This is a genomic window from Stenotrophomonas sp. S4, assembly GCF_054187805.2.
Window position 1 is genome coordinate 2,721,437 of sequence record NZ_CM196188.1, and the last position, 17,069, is coordinate 2,738,505.

13 protein-coding genes are annotated in these 17,069 nt (G+C 66.3%); 6 read left to right on the forward strand and 7 right to left on the reverse strand.

The genetic code is table 11. The annotated features are described in order from the left end of the window. The first annotated feature begins 38 nt into the window (after nucleotides 1–38). The 3 genes from fabR to ACUZUJ_RS12800 all read left to right on the forward strand — a co-directional run bounded on the left by fabR (nucleotide 39) and on the right by ACUZUJ_RS12800 (nucleotide 3,654). On the forward strand, nucleotides 39–695 hold the full coding sequence (gene fabR, locus ACUZUJ_RS12790; protein ID WP_100472925.1) for an HTH-type transcriptional repressor FabR: 657 nt from the start codon (nucleotides 39–41) through the stop codon (nucleotides 693–695). 267 nt (nucleotides 696–962) lie between these two features. Then, nucleotides 963–3,116: a TonB-dependent receptor plug domain-containing protein gene (locus ACUZUJ_RS12795; RefSeq protein ID WP_458220549.1), complete on the forward strand. Its 2,154-nt coding sequence runs from the start codon at nucleotides 963–965 to the stop codon at nucleotides 3,114–3,116. Further along, the gene (locus ACUZUJ_RS12800; protein WP_101765629.1) at nucleotides 3,106–3,654 is read left to right on the forward strand and encodes a thioredoxin-like domain-containing protein; all 549 of its coding nucleotides are present in this window, start codon (nucleotides 3,106–3,108) and stop codon (nucleotides 3,652–3,654) included. The genes ACUZUJ_RS12795 and ACUZUJ_RS12800 overlap by 11 nt, the downstream gene beginning before the upstream one ends. A 40-nt stretch (nucleotides 3,655–3,694) precedes the next feature. Here the strand turns inward: ACUZUJ_RS12800 and mntR are convergent, their stop codons facing one another. Next, nucleotides 3,695–4,165, reverse strand: a complete 471-nt coding sequence (gene mntR / locus ACUZUJ_RS12805; RefSeq protein WP_014037494.1) for a manganese-binding transcriptional regulator MntR — start codon at nucleotides 4,163–4,165, stop codon at nucleotides 3,695–3,697. 117 nt (nucleotides 4,166–4,282) lie between these two features. Here mntR and ACUZUJ_RS12810 point away from each other — a divergent pair, with 117 nt between their 5' ends. Beyond that, nucleotides 4,283–5,614 (forward strand): Nramp family divalent metal transporter, encoded by a 1,332-nt coding sequence (locus ACUZUJ_RS12810; RefSeq protein ID WP_164117271.1) that lies wholly within the window; start codon nucleotides 4,283–4,285, stop codon nucleotides 5,612–5,614. Nucleotides 5,615–5,733: 119 nt separating this feature from the next. Here the strand turns inward: ACUZUJ_RS12810 and ACUZUJ_RS12815 are convergent, their stop codons facing one another. From ACUZUJ_RS12815 to ACUZUJ_RS12830, 4 genes are all read right to left on the reverse strand, one after another. Then, on the reverse strand, nucleotides 5,734–6,060 hold the full coding sequence (locus tag ACUZUJ_RS12815; protein ID WP_005409967.1) for a thioredoxin family protein: 327 nt from the start codon (nucleotides 6,058–6,060) through the stop codon (nucleotides 5,734–5,736). After that, nucleotides 6,032–6,499 (reverse strand): flavodoxin, encoded by a 468-nt coding sequence (locus tag ACUZUJ_RS12820; RefSeq protein WP_119006977.1) that lies wholly within the window; start codon nucleotides 6,497–6,499, stop codon nucleotides 6,032–6,034. The genes ACUZUJ_RS12815 and ACUZUJ_RS12820 overlap by 29 nt, the downstream gene beginning before the upstream one ends. Nucleotides 6,500–6,524: 25 nt before the next feature. Beyond that, a complete protein-coding gene (locus ACUZUJ_RS12825) occupies nucleotides 6,525–7,565 on the reverse strand; it encodes a ribonucleotide-diphosphate reductase subunit beta (RefSeq protein ID WP_458220548.1) in 1,041 nt (346 codons plus the stop codon). A gap of 109 nt (nucleotides 7,566–7,674) precedes the next feature. Then, on the reverse strand, nucleotides 7,675–10,038 hold the full coding sequence (locus tag ACUZUJ_RS12830) for a ribonucleoside-diphosphate reductase subunit alpha (protein WP_458220547.1): 2,364 nt from the start codon (nucleotides 10,036–10,038) through the stop codon (nucleotides 7,675–7,677). Nucleotides 10,039–10,470: 432 nt separating this feature from the next. Here ACUZUJ_RS12830 and ACUZUJ_RS12835 point away from each other — a divergent pair, with 432 nt between their 5' ends. Both ACUZUJ_RS12835 and ACUZUJ_RS12840 read left to right on the forward strand, forming a co-directional pair. After that, the gene (locus tag ACUZUJ_RS12835) at nucleotides 10,471–11,448 is read left to right on the forward strand and encodes a zinc-binding dehydrogenase (RefSeq protein WP_458220546.1); all 978 of its coding nucleotides are present in this window, start codon (nucleotides 10,471–10,473) and stop codon (nucleotides 11,446–11,448) included. A gap of 263 nt (nucleotides 11,449–11,711) precedes the next feature. After that, a complete protein-coding gene (locus tag ACUZUJ_RS12840; RefSeq protein ID WP_458220545.1) occupies nucleotides 11,712–14,339 on the forward strand; it encodes a TonB-dependent receptor in 2,628 nt (875 codons plus the stop codon). Between the two features lie 98 nt (nucleotides 14,340–14,437). Here the strand turns inward: ACUZUJ_RS12840 and betT are convergent, their stop codons facing one another. Together betT and ACUZUJ_RS12850 are read right to left on the reverse strand one after the other, a co-directional pair. Next, nucleotides 14,438–16,417 carry a choline BCCT transporter BetT gene (gene betT, locus ACUZUJ_RS12845; protein ID WP_014037501.1) on the reverse strand — a complete coding sequence of 660 codons (1,980 nt, stop codon included), beginning with the start codon at nucleotides 16,415–16,417 and terminating at the stop codon, nucleotides 14,438–14,440. A 195-nt stretch (nucleotides 16,418–16,612) separates the two neighbouring features. Continuing rightward, nucleotides 16,613–16,993, reverse strand: coding sequence for a VOC family protein (locus ACUZUJ_RS12850; RefSeq protein WP_014037502.1), 381 nt, complete (start codon nucleotides 16,991–16,993; stop codon nucleotides 16,613–16,615). Nucleotides 16,994–17,069 lie beyond the last annotated feature (76 nt).

Sequence of the window (17,069 nt, forward strand, 5' to 3'; positions counted from 1 at the left end):
GATTGGGTATGATTCAGCCTCGCCCCACCGGAACCCCCATGGCCGCTGCCACCGCCCTGTCGACGCCCGAAGATGCCAACAGCCCGGCCCGCCGTACGGTGAGCCGCGAGGATCTGCTGGCCGCCGCCCTGAAACTGATCGGGCCGCACCGCAGCCTGTCCACGCTCAGCCTGCGTGAAGTGGCACGTGAGGCCGGCATCGCGCCGAACAGCTTCTACCGGCAGTTCCGCGACATGGACGAACTGGCCGTGGCGCTGATCGATGCGGCTGGCCGCTCGCTGCGCACCATCATCGGCGAGGCCCGCCAGCGTGCCACCTCCACCGCCAGCAGCGTGGTGCGGGTCTCGGTGGAAACCTTCATGGAGCAGCTGCGCGCCGACGACAAGCTGCTGCACGTGCTGCTGCGCGAGGGCGCGGTCGGCTCGGACGACTTCAAGCACGCGGTCGAACGCGAGCTGCACTACTTCGAGGAAGAGCTGCAGCACGACCTGGTGCGCCTGGCTGCATTGGACGGCGCGGTCCTGCATGCGCCGGAACTGGTGGCCAAGGCCATCACCCGGCTGGTGTTCGCGATGGGCGCCACCGCCATGGACCTGCCGCCGGAAAAGGATCCGGAGCTGGTCGAGCAGATCTCCACGATGATCCGCATGATCATCGTCGGCGCGCGTACCCCCGCCGCGTTCCGCCGCGGCTGACGATTGCCCGGATCCCTTTCCAAAGGAAAGGGCTCTGACCCCACCTCCCTGCACCACACGGCAACGCCATCCTCCGTGCATGACCACCGGCAGGGTTGCGGCTCTTCTATGTAATGTTATAACAAACGCATGATCCACCTGGATGGGCGCTCCTCACCGAATTGCTGCGGCTTCGTTATATAGCTCTTGCTATATTGATAAGCCACTGCTTTCATATGCGCCAGCCAGGTCGCCCTCGCCGCCCTCCCTCCCCAAGGACGACGCCTCATGCCCGTTTCCCTCCTTCGCCGCCTGCCACTGGCTGCCGCCATTGCCCTCACCCTGCCACTGCCCACAGTCGCAGCCACCCCGAAACCGACCGAACTGGATCGGGTGCAGGTAAAAGTCAGCACCGCCACCCGCAGCGAACGCCTGCTGTCGGACGTGCCGATCCGCACCGAAGTGCTGCGCAAGGAAGACATCGCGCTGCGCGCGGCCACCGACTTCTCGCGTGCCGCCGAGCTGATCAACGGCCTGCGCGTGGAGAGCAACTGCCAGAACTGCAACACCAGTGAAGTGCAGCTGCTGGGCCTGCCCGGTGCCTACAACCAGTTGCTGTTCGATGGCATCCCGCTGCTGTCCACGCTGGGCAGCGTGTACGGCCTGGAACAGATCCCGGCCGGGTTCGTCGACCGCATCGAAGTGGTCAAGGGCGGCGGGTCGGCGCTGTACGGCCCAGGCGCGGTTGCCGGTGTGATCAACCTGATCCCGCCGCTGCCGGCGCGCAGCGGTGGCCATGTGCAGGCCGGCGTGGATGTCCTGAAGGGCACACCGCAGAAGAACGCCGACGTACGGCTGGACCTGGTGGCCAAGGACGCAGACGCTGGCCTGTCAGTGATCGCCCAGCGCAACTGGAACAGCGGCATCGACTACAACGGTGACGGCTACACCGAGATCACCCGCAAGAACCTCAAGGTCGGCGGGCTGCAGGCCTGGTATGCGCCCACGCCGGGCACGCGGCTGCGCCTGGACCTGCAGGTGACCGATGAAACCCGCCGCGGCGGCAACCGCCTGGACCAGCCCGAGTACCTGGCCAACATCGCCGAATCGCTGGATACGAAGTACCGGCGCGGCAGCGTGTCGTGGGACCAGGAGATCAATGCCGACGTCGACTTCCGCCTGGCCTACGCCTTCGCCGACATCGACCGTGACAGCTTCTATGGCGGTCTGGGTGATGTGGTCACCGATCCGTCCGCGCCCGGCTATGACCCGTCGCAGCTGGACCCCAACGTGGCCGGCAGCGCGGCCTCGCGTTCATGGCGCCAGTACGGCCGCACCCACAACCCGCTGCACTACATCGACAGCCAGTTGAACTGGCGGCTTGGCGCGCACGCGCTGGCCTTCGGCGTGCAGTACAAGCACGAAGCGCTGCGCGACGACAACCGCACCGGTGACGGGCAGCGCCTGGCGGTGCTGGAGGATGCCACTTTCCACAATCTGGGCGCCTTCATCCAGGACGAATGGAGCCTGCGCGACAACGTCGACCTGGTGCTGGGCGCACGCGTGGACAAAAGCTCGGAGCTGGACAACGCGGTGTTCTCGCCGCGCATCGCGCTGGCCTGGCAGGCCACGCCGAACCTGAAGTGGCGGGCAGGCGTTGCCACTGGCTTCCGTGCGCCGGAGATCTTCGTCGAGGACGTGCATGTCGATACCCTGGGTGGCGAACAGGTGCGTGTGCGCAACATCGACGGCCTGAAGGAAGAGCGCGCGTTGACCACTCTGTTCGGCTTCGACTGGCGTTCGGACCCGGCCAATCCGGTCTGGAGCTGGGATGCCACCGCCTCTTACGCCCGTATCCGCGACACCTTCGCACTGGGCGAGATCCAGCGCGGCGATGACGGGCAACTGAGCCAACTGCGCTACAACGCCTCCGGCTCCAATGTGCTGGGCGCGGAAACCAACCTCGGCTGGCAACCTTCGCCGCGGTGGCGCCTGACCGCCGGTGCCTCGTGGTATCGCTCGCGCTTCCGCGAACCGCAGCGCATCTTCGACGACACCGGCGACGGTGGCGACACCGTGATCGAAAGCCGCGACTACCTGAAGACCCCACGCTGGACCGGCCTGGCCCAGCTCAGCTGGATGCCCGCCGAACCGTGGGAGACCTTCGTCGCGCTGCGCCACACGGGCCCGATGTCGGTGCTGAACAACCGGCTGGGCGAGTTGCACCGCACGCGGCCATTCCTGGTCACCGACCTCGGTGCGCGCTGGCAACGTCACATCGGCGCGCAGGCGCAGCAGGAAGTGTCGGTGGCCGCAGGCGTCAAGAACGTGTTCGATCAGCGCCAGAAGGATCTGGAAGTGGGCGCGCTGCGCGACAGCGACTATGTCTACGGGCCGCGTTTCGCGCGCTCGTGGTACGTCAACCTGCGCTATGCGTTCTGAGCTGCATCGAGCGTTGTTGCTGGCCTGTGCCGTGCTGCTGGCCGCACCGGCGATGGCTGCGGACCTGCATGCGCAGGTCTCGGCCTCGCTGATGCGGCCGGAACAGCGCTCGCTGCGGCCGATGCAGTGGTCGCCGCCACCGAAACTGGTTGCACTGTATTTCGGTGCCGACTGGTGTGCACCGTGCCATGCGTTCGTGCCCACGCTGCGCAGCGTGCGCGATGCCCTGCGCGAAGCGGGCGCCGATACCGAGGTGGTGTACGTCAGCCTGGATGAAAGCGAGGCCGCACTGCGCCGTTACATGCACGCACAGGACATGCCGTGGCCGGTGCTGGACCCGCGCCGCGCCGCGCGCATGCCGGCACTGCAGGCCTTGGCCGGGATGGCACCACCGAACCTGGTGCTGATTGATGCCGACGGAAATGTACTTGCCAATGGCTGGCACGGGCGCCGCTACGATGGCCTGCAGCCGGTGTTGAAGGAATGGACGAAACGCGCGTGCGCGCAGCAGCACGCACGCTGCCCGCCTGGATTGTAGGATCGCGCGAAATGCCGCCGGGCATGGCCCGACGCAACCGTTACGGCGCCCCGCCCTCCGCCTTGCGCACGAACGCTTCGAACAGCGCCAGCGTCTGCTCGCTTACATGGTGTTCTATACCCTCGGCATCACGCCGTGCGGTATCCGGGTCCACGCCCAGCGCCAGCAGGAAACGCTCCACGGTCTGATGACGCTGGCGGCTGGCATGCGCCAGCGCCTCGCCTTCCGGGGTCAGGAACACGCCTCGGTACGGCCGCTGCACCACCCAGCCATCACGAGCCAGCCGCCGCAGCATCTTCGCCACGGTGGGCTGGGCCACGCCCAGGCGGGTGGCGATGTCGACCTGGCGGGCCTCGCCGCCGTCGGCCAGCAGGTCCGAGATCAGCTCGACATAGTCCTCCACCAGCTCCATCCGGTGCGCCTCGCGTACCTGCCGGAAGCTCTCGACCTGGCGCTCGGCCTCGATCAAGGGGGTGCTTTTCAGCGATGTCGAATCGTCGGTCTTGCCCACGCCTGCGCCTGTCCTTCCGGTGTACTCCGGTGTTGAACCTGAATTCTGGACCAGTAACGCGATAAAGACGATTGTTTCACATTGCTAATGACTATAGCAGGAGCTATATTCGGACCCATGAACACCCTGGCGCCCCGCGACCCTTCGGCCTCCACTCCGGCCAGCCTGGGTGCGCTCAACGCCTCGGTGGCGGTGCCCGACAAGGGACACTGGTGGTTCCGCCTGCTGGCCTTCCTCGGCCCGGGCTACATGATCTCGGTCGGATACATGGACCCGGGCAACTGGGCCACCGACCTCGCCGGCGGTTCGCGCTTCGGCTACCTGCTGCTGTCGGTCATCCTCATTTCCAACCTGATGGCGGTGATCCTGCAGGCGCTGTCGGCGCGGCTCGGCATCGCCACCGGCATGGACCTGGCCCAGGCCTGCCGCGCGCGTTACCCGAAGCCGGTGAACCTGGCGCTGTGGGCACTGTGCGAGGCGGCGATCATCGCCTGCGACCTGGCCGAGGTGATCGGCACCGCGATCGCCTTGAAGCTGCTGTTCGACCTGCCACTGTTGTGGGGTGCGGTGATCACTGCGCTGGATACATTGCTGGTACTGCTGCTGATGAACCGCGGCTTCCGTGCGCTGGAGGCCTTCGTGATCGCGCTGCTGATGGTGATCTTCGCCTGCTTCGTGGTGCAGATCGCGATGGCTGCGCCGCCGGTGATGGCGGTGCTGGGCGGCTTCATTCCGCGTGCGCAGGTGGTGACCGATCCGCACGCGCTGTACATCGCGATCGGCATCATCGGCGCCACGGTGATGCCGCACAACCTGTACCTGCATTCGTCCATCGTGCAGACCCGCGCCTATCCGCGTACCGATGAAGGCCGCCGCAGCGCGTTGCGCTGGGCGGTGACCGACAGCACCATTGCGCTGACCCTCGCATTGTTCATCAACGCCAGCATCCTGATCCTGGCGGCGGCGGTGTTCCATGCCAATGGCCGATTCGACGTGGAAGACATCGAGCAGGCGCACCAGCTGCTGGCACCGATGCTGGGCGTCGGCGCGGCAGCGACGCTGTTTGCGATCGCGCTGCTGGCCTCCGGCCTGAACTCGACGGTGACGGCCACGTTGGCCGGCCAGATCGTGATGGAAGGCTTCCTGCACCTGCGCCTGCCACCGTGGCTGCGGCGACTGATCACGCGTGCACTGGCGATCATTCCGGTGGTGGTGGTGATCATGCTGTTCGGCGACCAGGGCGCGGTGAAGCTGCTGGTGCTGAGCCAGGTGGTGCTGTCCATGCAGCTGCCGTTCGCGATCATCCCGCTGGTGCGGATCGTCACCGACAAGGTGACGATGGGGGCGCTGGTGGCACCGCGCTGGCTGGGCGCGATCGCCTGGGTGATCGCGCTGGTGATCGTGGTGTTGAACGTAAAGCTGCTGGTGGATACCTTCAGCGGCGGGTGATGCCAATTGCCGGGGTCGGTCCTGCCCCAGTAGATCCACGCCATGCATGGATGACTTTACGCGGCGTGGGGGTCAGAGCCCTTGCCGCTGGCAAGGGATCCGACCCCGGCATCTCCACGCTACAGATGCAACGCGATCGCGGCCTCGATCTGCTGCGGCGACTGGAACCCGGCCAGGCGGGTGCGTTCGTCGCCGTCACGGAACAGCGAGAGCGTCGGCGTCTGCCGCAGCCCCAGTTCCCTGAAGAACGCCTCACCCAGTACTTCCAGCTGCACGCGCAGCAAGGTGGTGCCCTGCCCCGCCACGCTGTTGGCCACGCGGTGCAGCGACATTTCCAGCATCCGGCATCCCGGGCACTGGTCCTTGTGGAAGTCCACCAGCACCCGCGGGTGTTCGGCCAGCAGCTGCTGGAACTGCTCAGGCGTGGTGGCGTCGATGATCTGCATCGGTGGTGCTCCAGTAATGGGCCAGGACCTCGTCGGTCCAGGCCTCGATGGCCCCGGCATGGCGCTCGCCATGCGGCATCTGTTCGATCTCCAGCGGCGGGTAGTCGCTGCGGAAATAGCGGATCAGCCGGTGCACGGCACCGCAGTAGTACTCCTGCCCCCACTGCGTTTCGCCGGTGCCGAACACCGCCAGCTGCCGTGGCCGCTCGCCGCGCTCGGCAATGCTGGCCACCCACGCCTTCATCTCCGCTGGCGTGCGGCCGGCGTTGTCGGTCCAGCAGCCCAGCAGCACCAGGTCGGCCTCGTCGGCCGCCAGGGGAGGCGCCTGGCGCAGATCGTCGGCCTCCTGCCAGTGCACGGCATGACCCGCAGCACGGCAACGCTCGGCAATCTGCCGGCCAAGCTCGCGGGTGTTGCCGCTCAGCGAGGCCACCACCAGCAGGATGCTCAGCGCCGCGCCGGGCTCAGAGGTCGTCGAAGCCGTTGTCGACGTTGGTCTTCTTGTAACTTGCATTGCGCATCTCGAAGAAGTCGGTCTTGGTCTCGGTGAAGTTGTCGGCGTAGGCCTTGATCCACGGCATCACGTTGTCGGTGGTGTCGCTGTACAGGCGCTCGATACCGAGCATGCCGGCCATCTTGTTGGCCCGGTACTTCACATAGCGCGTCATTTCCTCCACATCGATGCCGTCGATGCCGTCCAGCACTTCCGACGACCACTGGGTCTCCAGTTCGATGGCGTGCTCGAACGCCTGGTGTACATAGGCGGTCAGCTCGTTGGTCTGCAGCTCCGGGTTCTCGCCGATGATGGCGCGGATCAGCTCGCTGATGAACTTGGTATGGGCCAGCTCGTCGCGGTTGATGAAACTGATGATCTTGCCGGTGCCGGTCATGCGGTTCTGCCGCACCATGTTGTAGAAGTACGCAAAACCGGAATAGAAGTTGATGCCCTCCAGGATCGAGGACTGGATCAGCGACTTCAGCAGGGTCTCAGCGGTCTTCTCGCGCATGAAGTCGTCATACGCGGCCATGATCGGTGCGTTGCGCTTGATGATGGTCGGATGGGTGCGCGCCAGTTCAAACACGCGGTTCTGGTTCGGCAGGTCGGTGATCGAGGCCAGCACGTAGCTGTAGCTTTCGTTGTGGATCACTTCCTGCTGACCGATGATCGCGGCATTGGCATGCGCAGCCGGGTCGGTGATGTACTCGGCCACGTTGTAGATGAAGCGGGTCTGCGGTGAATCCAGCGTGGCGAGCAGGCCGATGATCGAGTCGTAGGCATTCTTCTCGCGCCCGGACAGCTCGCCGTACTGGCGCGCATCGGCCTTCATGTCGACCTCGTCGGGAATCCAGAAGTTGGTCGACAGCTCCTTGTAGGCCCGATAGAAGGACGGGTAAGGAATGTCGTTCCAGTTGAGGATGCCGCTGGTCTGGCCGTTGATGATGCCGGTGCTGCGATTGGGATGGCGCGGTTCGAGGATCTTGATGCGGTCGAGGGGGGTTGCCATGGGTTTCTGCCTTCGTTCTCTTTCTATCGTGTTGCCGGCCAGCGGCCGGCACTACCGTAGATCGCGGGGTTGCCGGCCAGCGGCCGGCATTACCGTGGGTCGCCGGTGATCAGCTGGAGCACCACTCGCATTCGCTGATGTCGATATCGTTGGAACGCACGTAGTAGGTGGTCTTCAGGCCTTCGCGCCAGGCGCTCAGGTGCAGATCCAGCAGCGTGCTGGCGCGGATCGTGCTGGGCACGTACAGGTTGAAGCTGATCGACTGATCGACATGGCGCTGGCGGCGCGCGTTCTGGCGCACGCTGGCGAACTGATCGACCTTGTAGGCGCCCTTCTCGTAGTACGGCCAGGTTTCCAGCGACAGCCCCGGTGCGGCCACCGGCCGCCGGAAGTCCTTCTTTTCCTCGTAGTAGAACGCGCTGTAGATCGGATCGATCGATGCAGTGGAACCGGCAATCTGCGCGGTGCTCATGTTCGGCGCCACCGCCAGCAGCCAGCCGTTGCGCAGGCCGTGCGTGGCAACCTCGCGGGCCAGGCTGTCCCAGGCCGCGCCGCTGTAGTCGCGGTCGCTGAAGTAGCGTCCGTTGTGCCAATCGCTGCCGGCGAACATCGGATAGCTGCCCTTCTCCTTTGCCAGCTGCATGCTGGCCTGGATGGTCAGGAAGTTGATGCGCTCATACAGGCGGTCGGCCAGCTGTTCGGCATCCGGCGATTCCCACTGGATCGCCTGCTGCGCCAGCAGGTGGTGCCAACCGAAGGTGCCCAGGCCGATGGCGCGGTACTTGCGGTTGGTGATGGTGGCCTGCGGTACCGGCAATGCGTTGAGATCGATCACGTTGTCGAGCATGCGCACCTGGATCGGGATCAGGCGCTCCAGCACATCGGTGGCCAGCAGGTCATCCGGCGCACTGATCGCCCGACCGAGGTTGATCGAGGACAGGTTGCAGACCACGAAGTCACCGGCACGCCGTGTGGTGACGATCTGGTCGCCGCTGACGATCTCCTGGATCATCCGCGTCGGGCTCATGTTCTGCAGGATCTCGGTGCACAGGTTGCTGGAATAGATCATGCCCGCGTGCTTGTTCGGGTTCCGGCGGTTGACCTCGTCGCGGTAGAACAGGAACGGGTTGCCGGTCTCCAGCTGGCTGAGCATGATCCGCTTGAACAGATCGATGGCCTTCACCGTGCGGCGACTGATGCGCTCATCGGCCACCAGTTCGGCATAGCGGTCGCGGAAGCTGCCCGCACCGCGCTTCTCATCGTAGAAGTCCTGCAGGTACCAGCCCTTGGCCTGCTTCACCTCGTGCGGGTCGAACAGGTACCAGTCGGCACGGCGCTCGACCGCTTCCATGAACAGGTCGGGCACGCAGACCGAGGTGAACACATCGTGCGCACGCAGGCGCTGGTCACCGTTGTTCAGGCGCAGGTCCATGAAGGCTTCGATGTCGCGATGCCAGATGTCCAGGTACACCGCCACCGCGCCCTTGCGCTGGCCGAGCTGGTCGACCGACACTGCGGTGTTGTTGAGCTGCTTGATCCACGGCACCACGCCGCCGGAGGAATTGGCCACGCCACGGATCGGCGCGCCGCTGCTGCGCACGTAACCGAGGTAAGCACCGACGCCGCCGCCGTGCTTGGACACGCGCGCGATGTCGGTATTGGAGTCATAGATGCCCTGCAGGCTGTCGTCCACCGTGTCGATGAAGCAGCTGGACAGCTGGCCGCCGACCTTGCCGGCATTGGCCAGCGTCGGCGTGGCCACGGTCATGTACAGGTTGGACAGCGCCCAGTACGCCTCGCCGACCAGCTGCATGCGCCGCTCGCGCGGTTTTTCCTCCTGCATCAGGTACAGCGCGATGGTCAGCCAGCGCTCCTGCGGCAGCTCATAGACCTCGCGGCTGCGGTCGCTGGCCAGGTAGCGCGTGGCCAGCAGGTACAGGCCGTTGTAGGCGAACAGGCGGTCGCGGTCCGGGTCGATCATCTCGCCGGCCTGCTGCAGCTCTTCCTTCGAATAGCAGCGCAGGATGTCGTTGCTGTAGATGCCACGGTCGGCGAGGCTTTCCTGCAGGCCCACGTAGGAGCCGTACTTCAGGCTGACGTCGTAGAAGCGGTTGCGGCTGGCACGCTTGTACAGACGGCGCAGGTAGATGCGCGCGGCGAACTGCTCCCACTCCGGCGCGACCAGGTCCACGCGCGATTCGGCCTCGCGGATCAGCAGATCGACCAGGTCGTCGGCGCTGATGCTCGGCTTGCGCTCGACCATCGCCTGCACCACGCGGCGGTAGTCGCTCACATCCAGCTGCGGGAACTCGGCATGCACCGCATCGATGCTGAGCTGCAGGCGCTCGGCATCGAACGGCAGGCGGCGGTTGCCGGCCTCCTTGGTGATCCAGGTCGGCACGCGCTCGCCACCAGCGCGCAAAGCGTCGCCGGCGCCGGCCAGATCGGCCGCGCGGTAGGTGTTGTCGGTCATGGTCCTGCGTCTCCAGGCTCGCACGCGCGGTGGCGTCGATGCCGTGGCAGCCCTGCACGCGATACCGGCGCACGGGGCGATCGGGGTGGGATGCCAAAGCGCGGGAACACCAGGTCGTCGGCATGCGCCTACGCCTGCGGCCGGTATCCGGGCCGTGGGGGCGACCTGTGTCCGCACGATGGCGGCCGCGTCGACACGGCAAGCCTTCAGGGGCGGGCCGCGGGACGTTTGCTGCATGTCCGGCGGCGGCGGCTGACCGGGAGTGACAGCCACAACATAGTGGGGATGTTCCGAGCCGTCAACACAAGATGCGGTAATCACGACATGACGCGACGATCCGTCGCAGGATGCCGTGTTGCAGTGGCGACGCCTTGTCGACACCCCCAGCGTCCCCAGTTTGATACAACATCCACTTTCCCCGGAACATCGCCCATGCGCGCTGCCCAGTACCCTTCCTTCGGCGACCCGGCCGACGTCCTTTCGATTGCTGACGCCGCCCTGCCCCAGCCCGGCCCCGGCGAGGTGCGCATCCGCACCGTGCTGGCGTCCATCCACAATCACGACCTGCTGACCGTGCGCGGCCTCTACGGCTACAAGCCGACGCTGCCGGCCATCGGTGGCAGTGAAGCGCTGGGCGTGGTCGATGCGCTTGGCGAAGGCGTCGACGGCCTGCAGATCGGCCAGCGGGTTGCCGCCGCCTCGGTGCATGGCACCTGGGCCGAAGCGTTCATTGCACCGGCACGCATGGTGATTCCGATGCCGGACGCGATCCCTGACGAGATGGCCGCACAGCTGATCGCGATGCCGCTGAGCGCGCTGATGCTGCTGGAATTCCTGCACGTCGAAGCGGGCCAGTGGATCGTGCAGAACACCGCCAACGGCGCGGTGGGCAAGTCGCTGGCGATGCTGGCGCGGGCGCGCGGCGTGCACGTGGCCAACCTGGTGCGCAACGCCGACGCGGTCGCGCAGTTGCAGGCGCTGGGCATCGATCACGTGTTCGATACCTCGGTGGACGGCTGGAAGGATCGCGTGCGCGCCGCCACCGGCGAAGCACAGGCGGCGGCCGCGGTGGATTCCATCGGTGGCGATGCCAGCGGTGACCTGATCGACCTGCTCGGCCACCACGGCACTCTGGTGTCGTTCGGGGTGATGAGCGGCGAGCCGATGCGCATTCCCGCCGGCGGCCTGATCTACAAGGAGGCCACGGTGAAGGGCTTCTGGGGCAGCAAGGTCAGCCAGGCGATGGCGGTGCAGGACAAGCGCCGGCTGGTCGGCGAGCTGCTCAAGCGTGCGGCCAGTGGTGAGCTGACGCTGCCGGTGGAGCAGGTCTTCGCACTGGACGACATCGCCCAGGCAGTGAAGGCAGGCGCGAGTTCGGGCCGCAACGGCAAGGTGCTGCTGCGCCCTTGATGGCGGGACTACCGGGGTCGGATCCCTTTCCGTTGGAGAGGGATCTGACCCGCCAGAAGCGTGCGGACCAACGGTCCGCACCCACCACAGACCAGTCGGCACCCACCACAGATCGGTCCGCACCCACCGCAGCGGTCGATGACAGGGCCGCCCATTTCGTTAAGAACCTGTGATGTATAACTGAATGCGCTTTCGTCATTGGAAGGTGCACGCGGCTGCGTGCGGTACTGACGGCTCCTCCCCCGTTCGGCGTTGTCGCTTCCATGTACCGCACCACCCTGAACCTGCTTGCCGGCGCCATCGCGCTGGGCCTCACCGCCGGCGCTGCCGGCGCCGCTGAAACCGCCGACACCGGCAAGGACAGCACCACCCTGGGCACCGTGCTGGTGACCGGCTCCAACATCAAGCGCAGCGATACCGCCGGGCCGAACCCGGTGCAGATCGTCAGCCGCGAACAGATCGAACAGACCGGCCGCTCCACCCTCACCGACGTGCTGCGCAACCTGTCGGCCAATGCCGGCAACAGTTTCGACGAGCAGTACACCGGCAGCTTCGCCGCCGGCTCGGCGTCGATCGGCCTGCGTGGCCTGTCGCCGAAGAACACGCTGGTACTGGTCAACGGCTATCGAGTCTCCAACTTCGGCTTCGCACTCAATACCCAGGACACCTTCGTCGACCTCAACGCGCTGCCGATCAGCGCAGTCGAACGCATCGAAGTGCTGAAGGATGGTGCCTCAGCGGTGTACGGTTCCGATGCCATCGCCGGCGTCATCAACATCATCCTGCGCAAGAACTTCCAGGGCGTAGAAGTGGGCGGCGGCTTCGGTACCGCCACCCAGGGCGGCCTCGATGAGCGCAAGGCCAACCTGCTGGCCGGCTTCGGCGACCTCGAACAGCAGGGCTGGAACGTGCTGTTCGGGCTGGACCTGCTCAAGCGCGACCGCCTCGATGGCGATGACCGCGCCTATACCCGCAGCGGCGACTTCCGCGACAAGCCGGGCGGCCGCCTGGCCGGCTGGTCCACCGCCGGCGGCAACTGGCTGTCCAACCCGCGTGCACCGCAGCCGTTCGCCAGTTGCCCCGAGGGCAGCCAGCTGCGCCCCTACAGCGATTTCGGCAGCACCCTGCCCGGCCAGGCCTGCGCCTTCAACGCGCAACCGTTCAAGACCCTGCAGCCCGGCGCCGAGCGCCTGCAGGCGTCGTTGAGTGCGACCTACCGCTTCAACGACAGCGTCGAGGCCTTCGCCGACGTGCTGTACAGCCACAACAAGGCCGACCAGATCTTCAGCGCGCCACTGACCGTCGGCCCCGGCCTGCGCGCGTACAACCCGGCCACCGGCACCCTGATCGACGTACCGGCGGTGCTGCCGGTCGGCCATCCGAACAACCCGGGCAGCACGCCGCTGCCGTTCGAGTACACCTTCTTCGACCTCGGCCCGCGCCTGAAGGACAACACCCAGGTGTTCTACCGCGCCCTGGCCGGCGTGCGTGGCAGCGGCGAGCGCTGGGACTGGGAAGTGGCGGCACTGACCTCGCAGAGCGCGCAGCGGGAGTACGTGGACAACTTCGTCAACCGCTACGCGTTCGAGCAGATCCTGCGCGATGGCAGCTACAACTTCCTCAACCCGTCCAGCACGCCGGGGGCGCTGGATGCCCTGCGCCTGCAGACCAAGCGACCGGGCTGGTACAAGCTGCACTCATTGAACGTCAAAGCATCGACCTCGCTCTGGGAACTACCGGCCGGCACGGTCGGCTTCGCCTGGGGTGCCGAATTCCGCAAGGAATCGCTGGATGCGCGTACCAGTGCGCAGGTACTGTCGGGCACCGAACTGCGCCCGGCCATCAACGTGGTGAACGGCGAGCGACAGGTCAGTGCCGCCTACGCCGAACTGAGCGTGCCGCTGCTCCGCACGCTGGAACTGCAGCTGGCCGGTCGCGGCGACCACTACGATGATTTCGGCAAAGCGTTCTCGCCGAAAGTGGCGCTGCGCTGGCAGCCACTGGACAGCCTGCTGCTGCGCGGCTCGTTCTCGCGTGGGTTCCGCGCGCCTTCGCTGCCGGAGATCGCACCGGGCCAGACCGTCAGCTACGGCTCGGTGATCGATCCGCTGGATCCGCTGCAGCCCGGTGGCAGCCGTGGCGTGACCAACATCCGCACCGGCAACCCGGACCTGAAGGCCGAGCGTTCGCGCAACTTCAACGTGGGCGCGGTGTGGTCGCCGGATGGCGACACCAGCATCGGCCTGGACTGGTACCGCATCGAGCAGGACAATCTGGTCAAGCCGGACAGTGCGCAGTTCATCGTCGACAACCCGACGCTGTTCCCCGGTCGTGTGCAACGTGATGCACAGGGGCGCATCACGTTCATCACCAACCAGTACGCCAACCAGGGCGAACTGACCACCTCGGGCCTGGACCTGGACGCCAACCACACCTTCCGCACCGAGGGCTGGGGCAGCTTCACCGTGGCCGGCAGCTGGACCCACCTGCTCAGCTTCAAGCAGCCGCTGGTGGCCGGCCAGGCACCGTACGAAGGGGCCGGCAACAACCGCCACGGCGCGCTGCCGCGTACCCGCGGCACCACCTCGCTGAACTGGGCGGTGGGCGACTGGAGCAGCACGCTGAGCCTGCAGTACGTGAGCGGCTACGACCAGCGCGTGGCGACAGCGACCAGCAACCCGGGCCTGCGCGACCGCATCAAGCCGTATCACCAGCTGGACCTGTACGTGGCCTACGAAGGCATCGCGAACACCACGTTGTCGCTGTCGGTGCTGAACCTGACCGACAAGGATCCGCCGTTCGACCCGGCCGGTGGCTCCAATGGCTTCGACATCAGCCAGTACAACCTGCGCGGGCAGTTCGTCTCGCTGGGGGCGCGCTACCGGTTCTGACGCGGTGCCGGGGCGGCGGTGATGTGCCGCCCCATTTGTGCTGCCGGCCAGTGGCCGGCACTACCACCGACCGCCGGGGCAAGCCCGGCGGTCGTGCATCAGCGGCTCAGGTGCAGGAACTGCAGATGCCGTTCGTACTGGCTGATGATGTCGTTGATGATCTGCTTGCGGCTGTAGCCGACCAGGTCGTAGTCCTGGCTGCCTTCGAACAGGTGCACTTCAGCGCGGTAGTAGCGCTGGTTGCGCAGCTGCTGCGCGGCGAACGACGGCGTCAGGTAGCCACTCAGGATCACCCGGTACAGGAAGTCCTGCTGCTCGCCGTGGTTCACCGTCAGCTCCATGTCGCCGGCCTCGAAGCGCGTCGCCACGTCCCAACCCTGCCCGCGCAGCTGCTCGGCCACCGCTTCCATCGCCGGCTTCACCGTGTCGTCCATGAAGCGGTAGACCTGGTCGCGCACCGGGAAGTGCATGGCCTGGCTCAGGCGCTGGCGCCAGCCCTGGTGGTGGCGGTCGTCACCGATCAGCGGCGAGGGCCGGTACTGCAGCGCGCGCTTGCGGTGCGATTCGTCACTGAAGGCGCGGGTCAGGCCCCACATCATCAGCAACAACACCGCCGAGAACGGCAGCGACGCCAGCACCACCGCCGATTTCAGCGCATCGATGCTGCCGGCCAGCAGCAGCCCGGCGGTCAGCACGGCGATCACCGTGCCCCAGAACACGCGCAGCCAGCGCGGACCATCATCCTCCGGCGCACCGCCGTGCGAGGACAGCGTGGACAACACCACCGCCCCCGAATCCGCCGACGTCACGAAGAAGATGAAACTGACCAGCACCGTCACCGCAATCACCGTGCGGCTCCAGGGGTAGCCATCGAGCAGTGCATACAACACGGTCGGTGGGTCATCCACCGCCAGCTGTGCCAGCTGCTGCTGGCCGTGATGCAGCACCTGGTCCAGCGCGCTGTTGCCGAAGATCGACAGCCAGGCCAGGGTGAAGCCGAGCGGGATCAGCAGCACGCCGAACACGAACTCGCGGATGGTGCGGCCACGCGAGATGCGCGCGATGAACAGACCGACGAACGGTGCCCAGCCGATCCACCAGGCCCAGTAGAACACCGTCCAGCCACCCAGCCATTCGGGACGGCCGCCATAGGCGTACACGTCGAAACTCTTCCCCACCACGCTGCCGAGGTAGTCGCCCAGGTTCTGCATCAGCGTGCTGAGCAGGTACTGGGTGGGGCCGGCGCACAGCATGAACAGCACCAGCGCGATCGCCAGCAGCATGTTGATGTTGGCCATCCAGCGCACGCCCTTCTCCACCCCGGAGACGGCCACGGCCACCGCCGCACCCATCATGCTGACCACCAGGATGATCTGCACCAGGTTGGAGTGCGGGATGTTGAACAGGTGCGACAGGCCGGCGTTGAGGTGCAGCACGCCGAAGCCCATGTCGGCGCCGATGCCGAACACGGTGGCGACAATGCCCAGCGCGTCCACGGTGTAGCCGATCGGGCCATTGATGCGCTTGCCGATCAGCGGGTACAGCGCCGAACGCAGCGCCAGCGGCAGGTTGTGGCGATAGGCGAAGTAGGCCATTGCCATCGCAGCGAGTGCGAACACGCCCCAGCCATGCAGGCCCCAGTGCAGGAACAGCAGCTGCATGGCCTGGCGCGCACCGGCCTCGCCCGCAGCAGGGTCGCCCTGCGGCGGCTGCAGGTAATGGGTCAGCGGTTCGGAGACGCAGAAGAAGAACAGGGTGATGCTGATGCCGGCGGCGAACAGCATGCCGGCCCAGGAGAGATAGCTGAACTCCGGCTCGTCATGGTCGGCACCGAGCTTGATGCCACCGTACTTGGACAGCGCCACGCCGACCACGAACACCAGGTACAGGGTCATCGCCAGCAGGTAGTACCAGCCGACGTTGAGTGCGGCCCAGTCCTGCGCCTTGACCAGAAGGCGGCCAGCACCGAGCGGGAACAGGCTGACGAACAGCGCGAACGCCACGACAACGATCGCCGCGAAGGCGAACACAGGTCGAAGGGTGCGCACCGGGGATTGTTGCGGCTCCAGTACTTCCATGGGGCGGCGTTCTCCGGTAGATCAAAGGGTTAGCCGACCGATTCTGGCTGAACCGCAGTGGACAGAGCATGAAGTTGCGGCCCGTGGTCACAGGCCCGGCCCATCAATCCGTGTTATCACGCGCGCGCCGAAGCCTGCCTGCGAGCGCAGCCGCGCGCGGACCGCGTGCATCGCGGCCACGCGCGTACTGGCCAATCACGACATTACGTGCACCGCGCACAGCTTGTTGCCATCCGGGTCGCGCAGGTAGGCCAGGAACAGCTGGCGGCCGGCCATGTTGCGGATGCCGGCCGGGTCTTCGATGGCGGTGCCGCCATGGGCCACGCCCGCATCCTGCCAGCCACGCACGGCCTCCGCGCTGTCGAGGGTGAAACCGATGGTGCCGCCGTTGGCATGGCACGCCGGCTGCCCATCGATCGGTGCGGTGACGATGAACATGCGGCCATCCTTGAAGTACACCAGCCGGCCCTTGTCATCGAAGACACCCGGACGGGCGCCCAATGCGGTGAACAGGGCATCGTAGAAGCGATGCGCGACGTCCATGTCGTTCGTTCCAACGGTGATGTGGCTGAACATGCGGGCACTCCTTGTGGAAAACCGCAGTGTCGGCGAGCCCGGCGGGCATCGCAAATGCACGCCTCCGGCTTGCTGC

Coding starts and splice junctions, on each gene's coding strand:
- fabR (WP_100472925.1), top strand. CDS start 39: ATGGCCGCTGCCACCGCCCTGTCGACGCCCGAAGATGCCAACAGCCCG.
- ACUZUJ_RS12795 (WP_458220549.1), top strand. CDS start 963: ATGCCCGTTTCCCTCCTTCGCCGCCTGCCACTGGCTGCCGCCATTGCC.
- ACUZUJ_RS12800 (WP_101765629.1), top strand. CDS start 3,106: ATGCGTTCTGAGCTGCATCGAGCGTTGTTGCTGGCCTGTGCCGTGCTG.
- ACUZUJ_RS12810 (WP_164117271.1), top strand. CDS start 4,283: ATGAACACCCTGGCGCCCCGCGACCCTTCGGCCTCCACTCCGGCCAGC.
- ACUZUJ_RS12815 (WP_005409967.1), bottom strand. CDS start 6,060: ATGCAGATCATCGACGCCACCACGCCTGAGCAGTTCCAGCAGCTGCTG.
- ACUZUJ_RS12825 (WP_458220548.1), bottom strand. CDS start 7,565: ATGGCAACCCCCCTCGACCGCATCAAGATCCTCGAACCGCGCCATCCC.
- ACUZUJ_RS12830 (WP_458220547.1), bottom strand. CDS start 10,038: ATGACCGACAACACCTACCGCGCGGCCGATCTGGCCGGCGCCGGCGAC.
- ACUZUJ_RS12835 (WP_458220546.1), top strand. CDS start 10,471: ATGCGCGCTGCCCAGTACCCTTCCTTCGGCGACCCGGCCGACGTCCTT.
- ACUZUJ_RS12840 (WP_458220545.1), top strand. CDS start 11,712: ATGTACCGCACCACCCTGAACCTGCTTGCCGGCGCCATCGCGCTGGGC.
- betT (WP_014037501.1), bottom strand. CDS start 16,417: ATGGAAGTACTGGAGCCGCAACAATCCCCGGTGCGCACCCTTCGACCT.
- ACUZUJ_RS12850 (WP_014037502.1), bottom strand. CDS start 16,993: ATGTTCAGCCACATCACCGTTGGAACGAACGACATGGACGTCGCGCAT.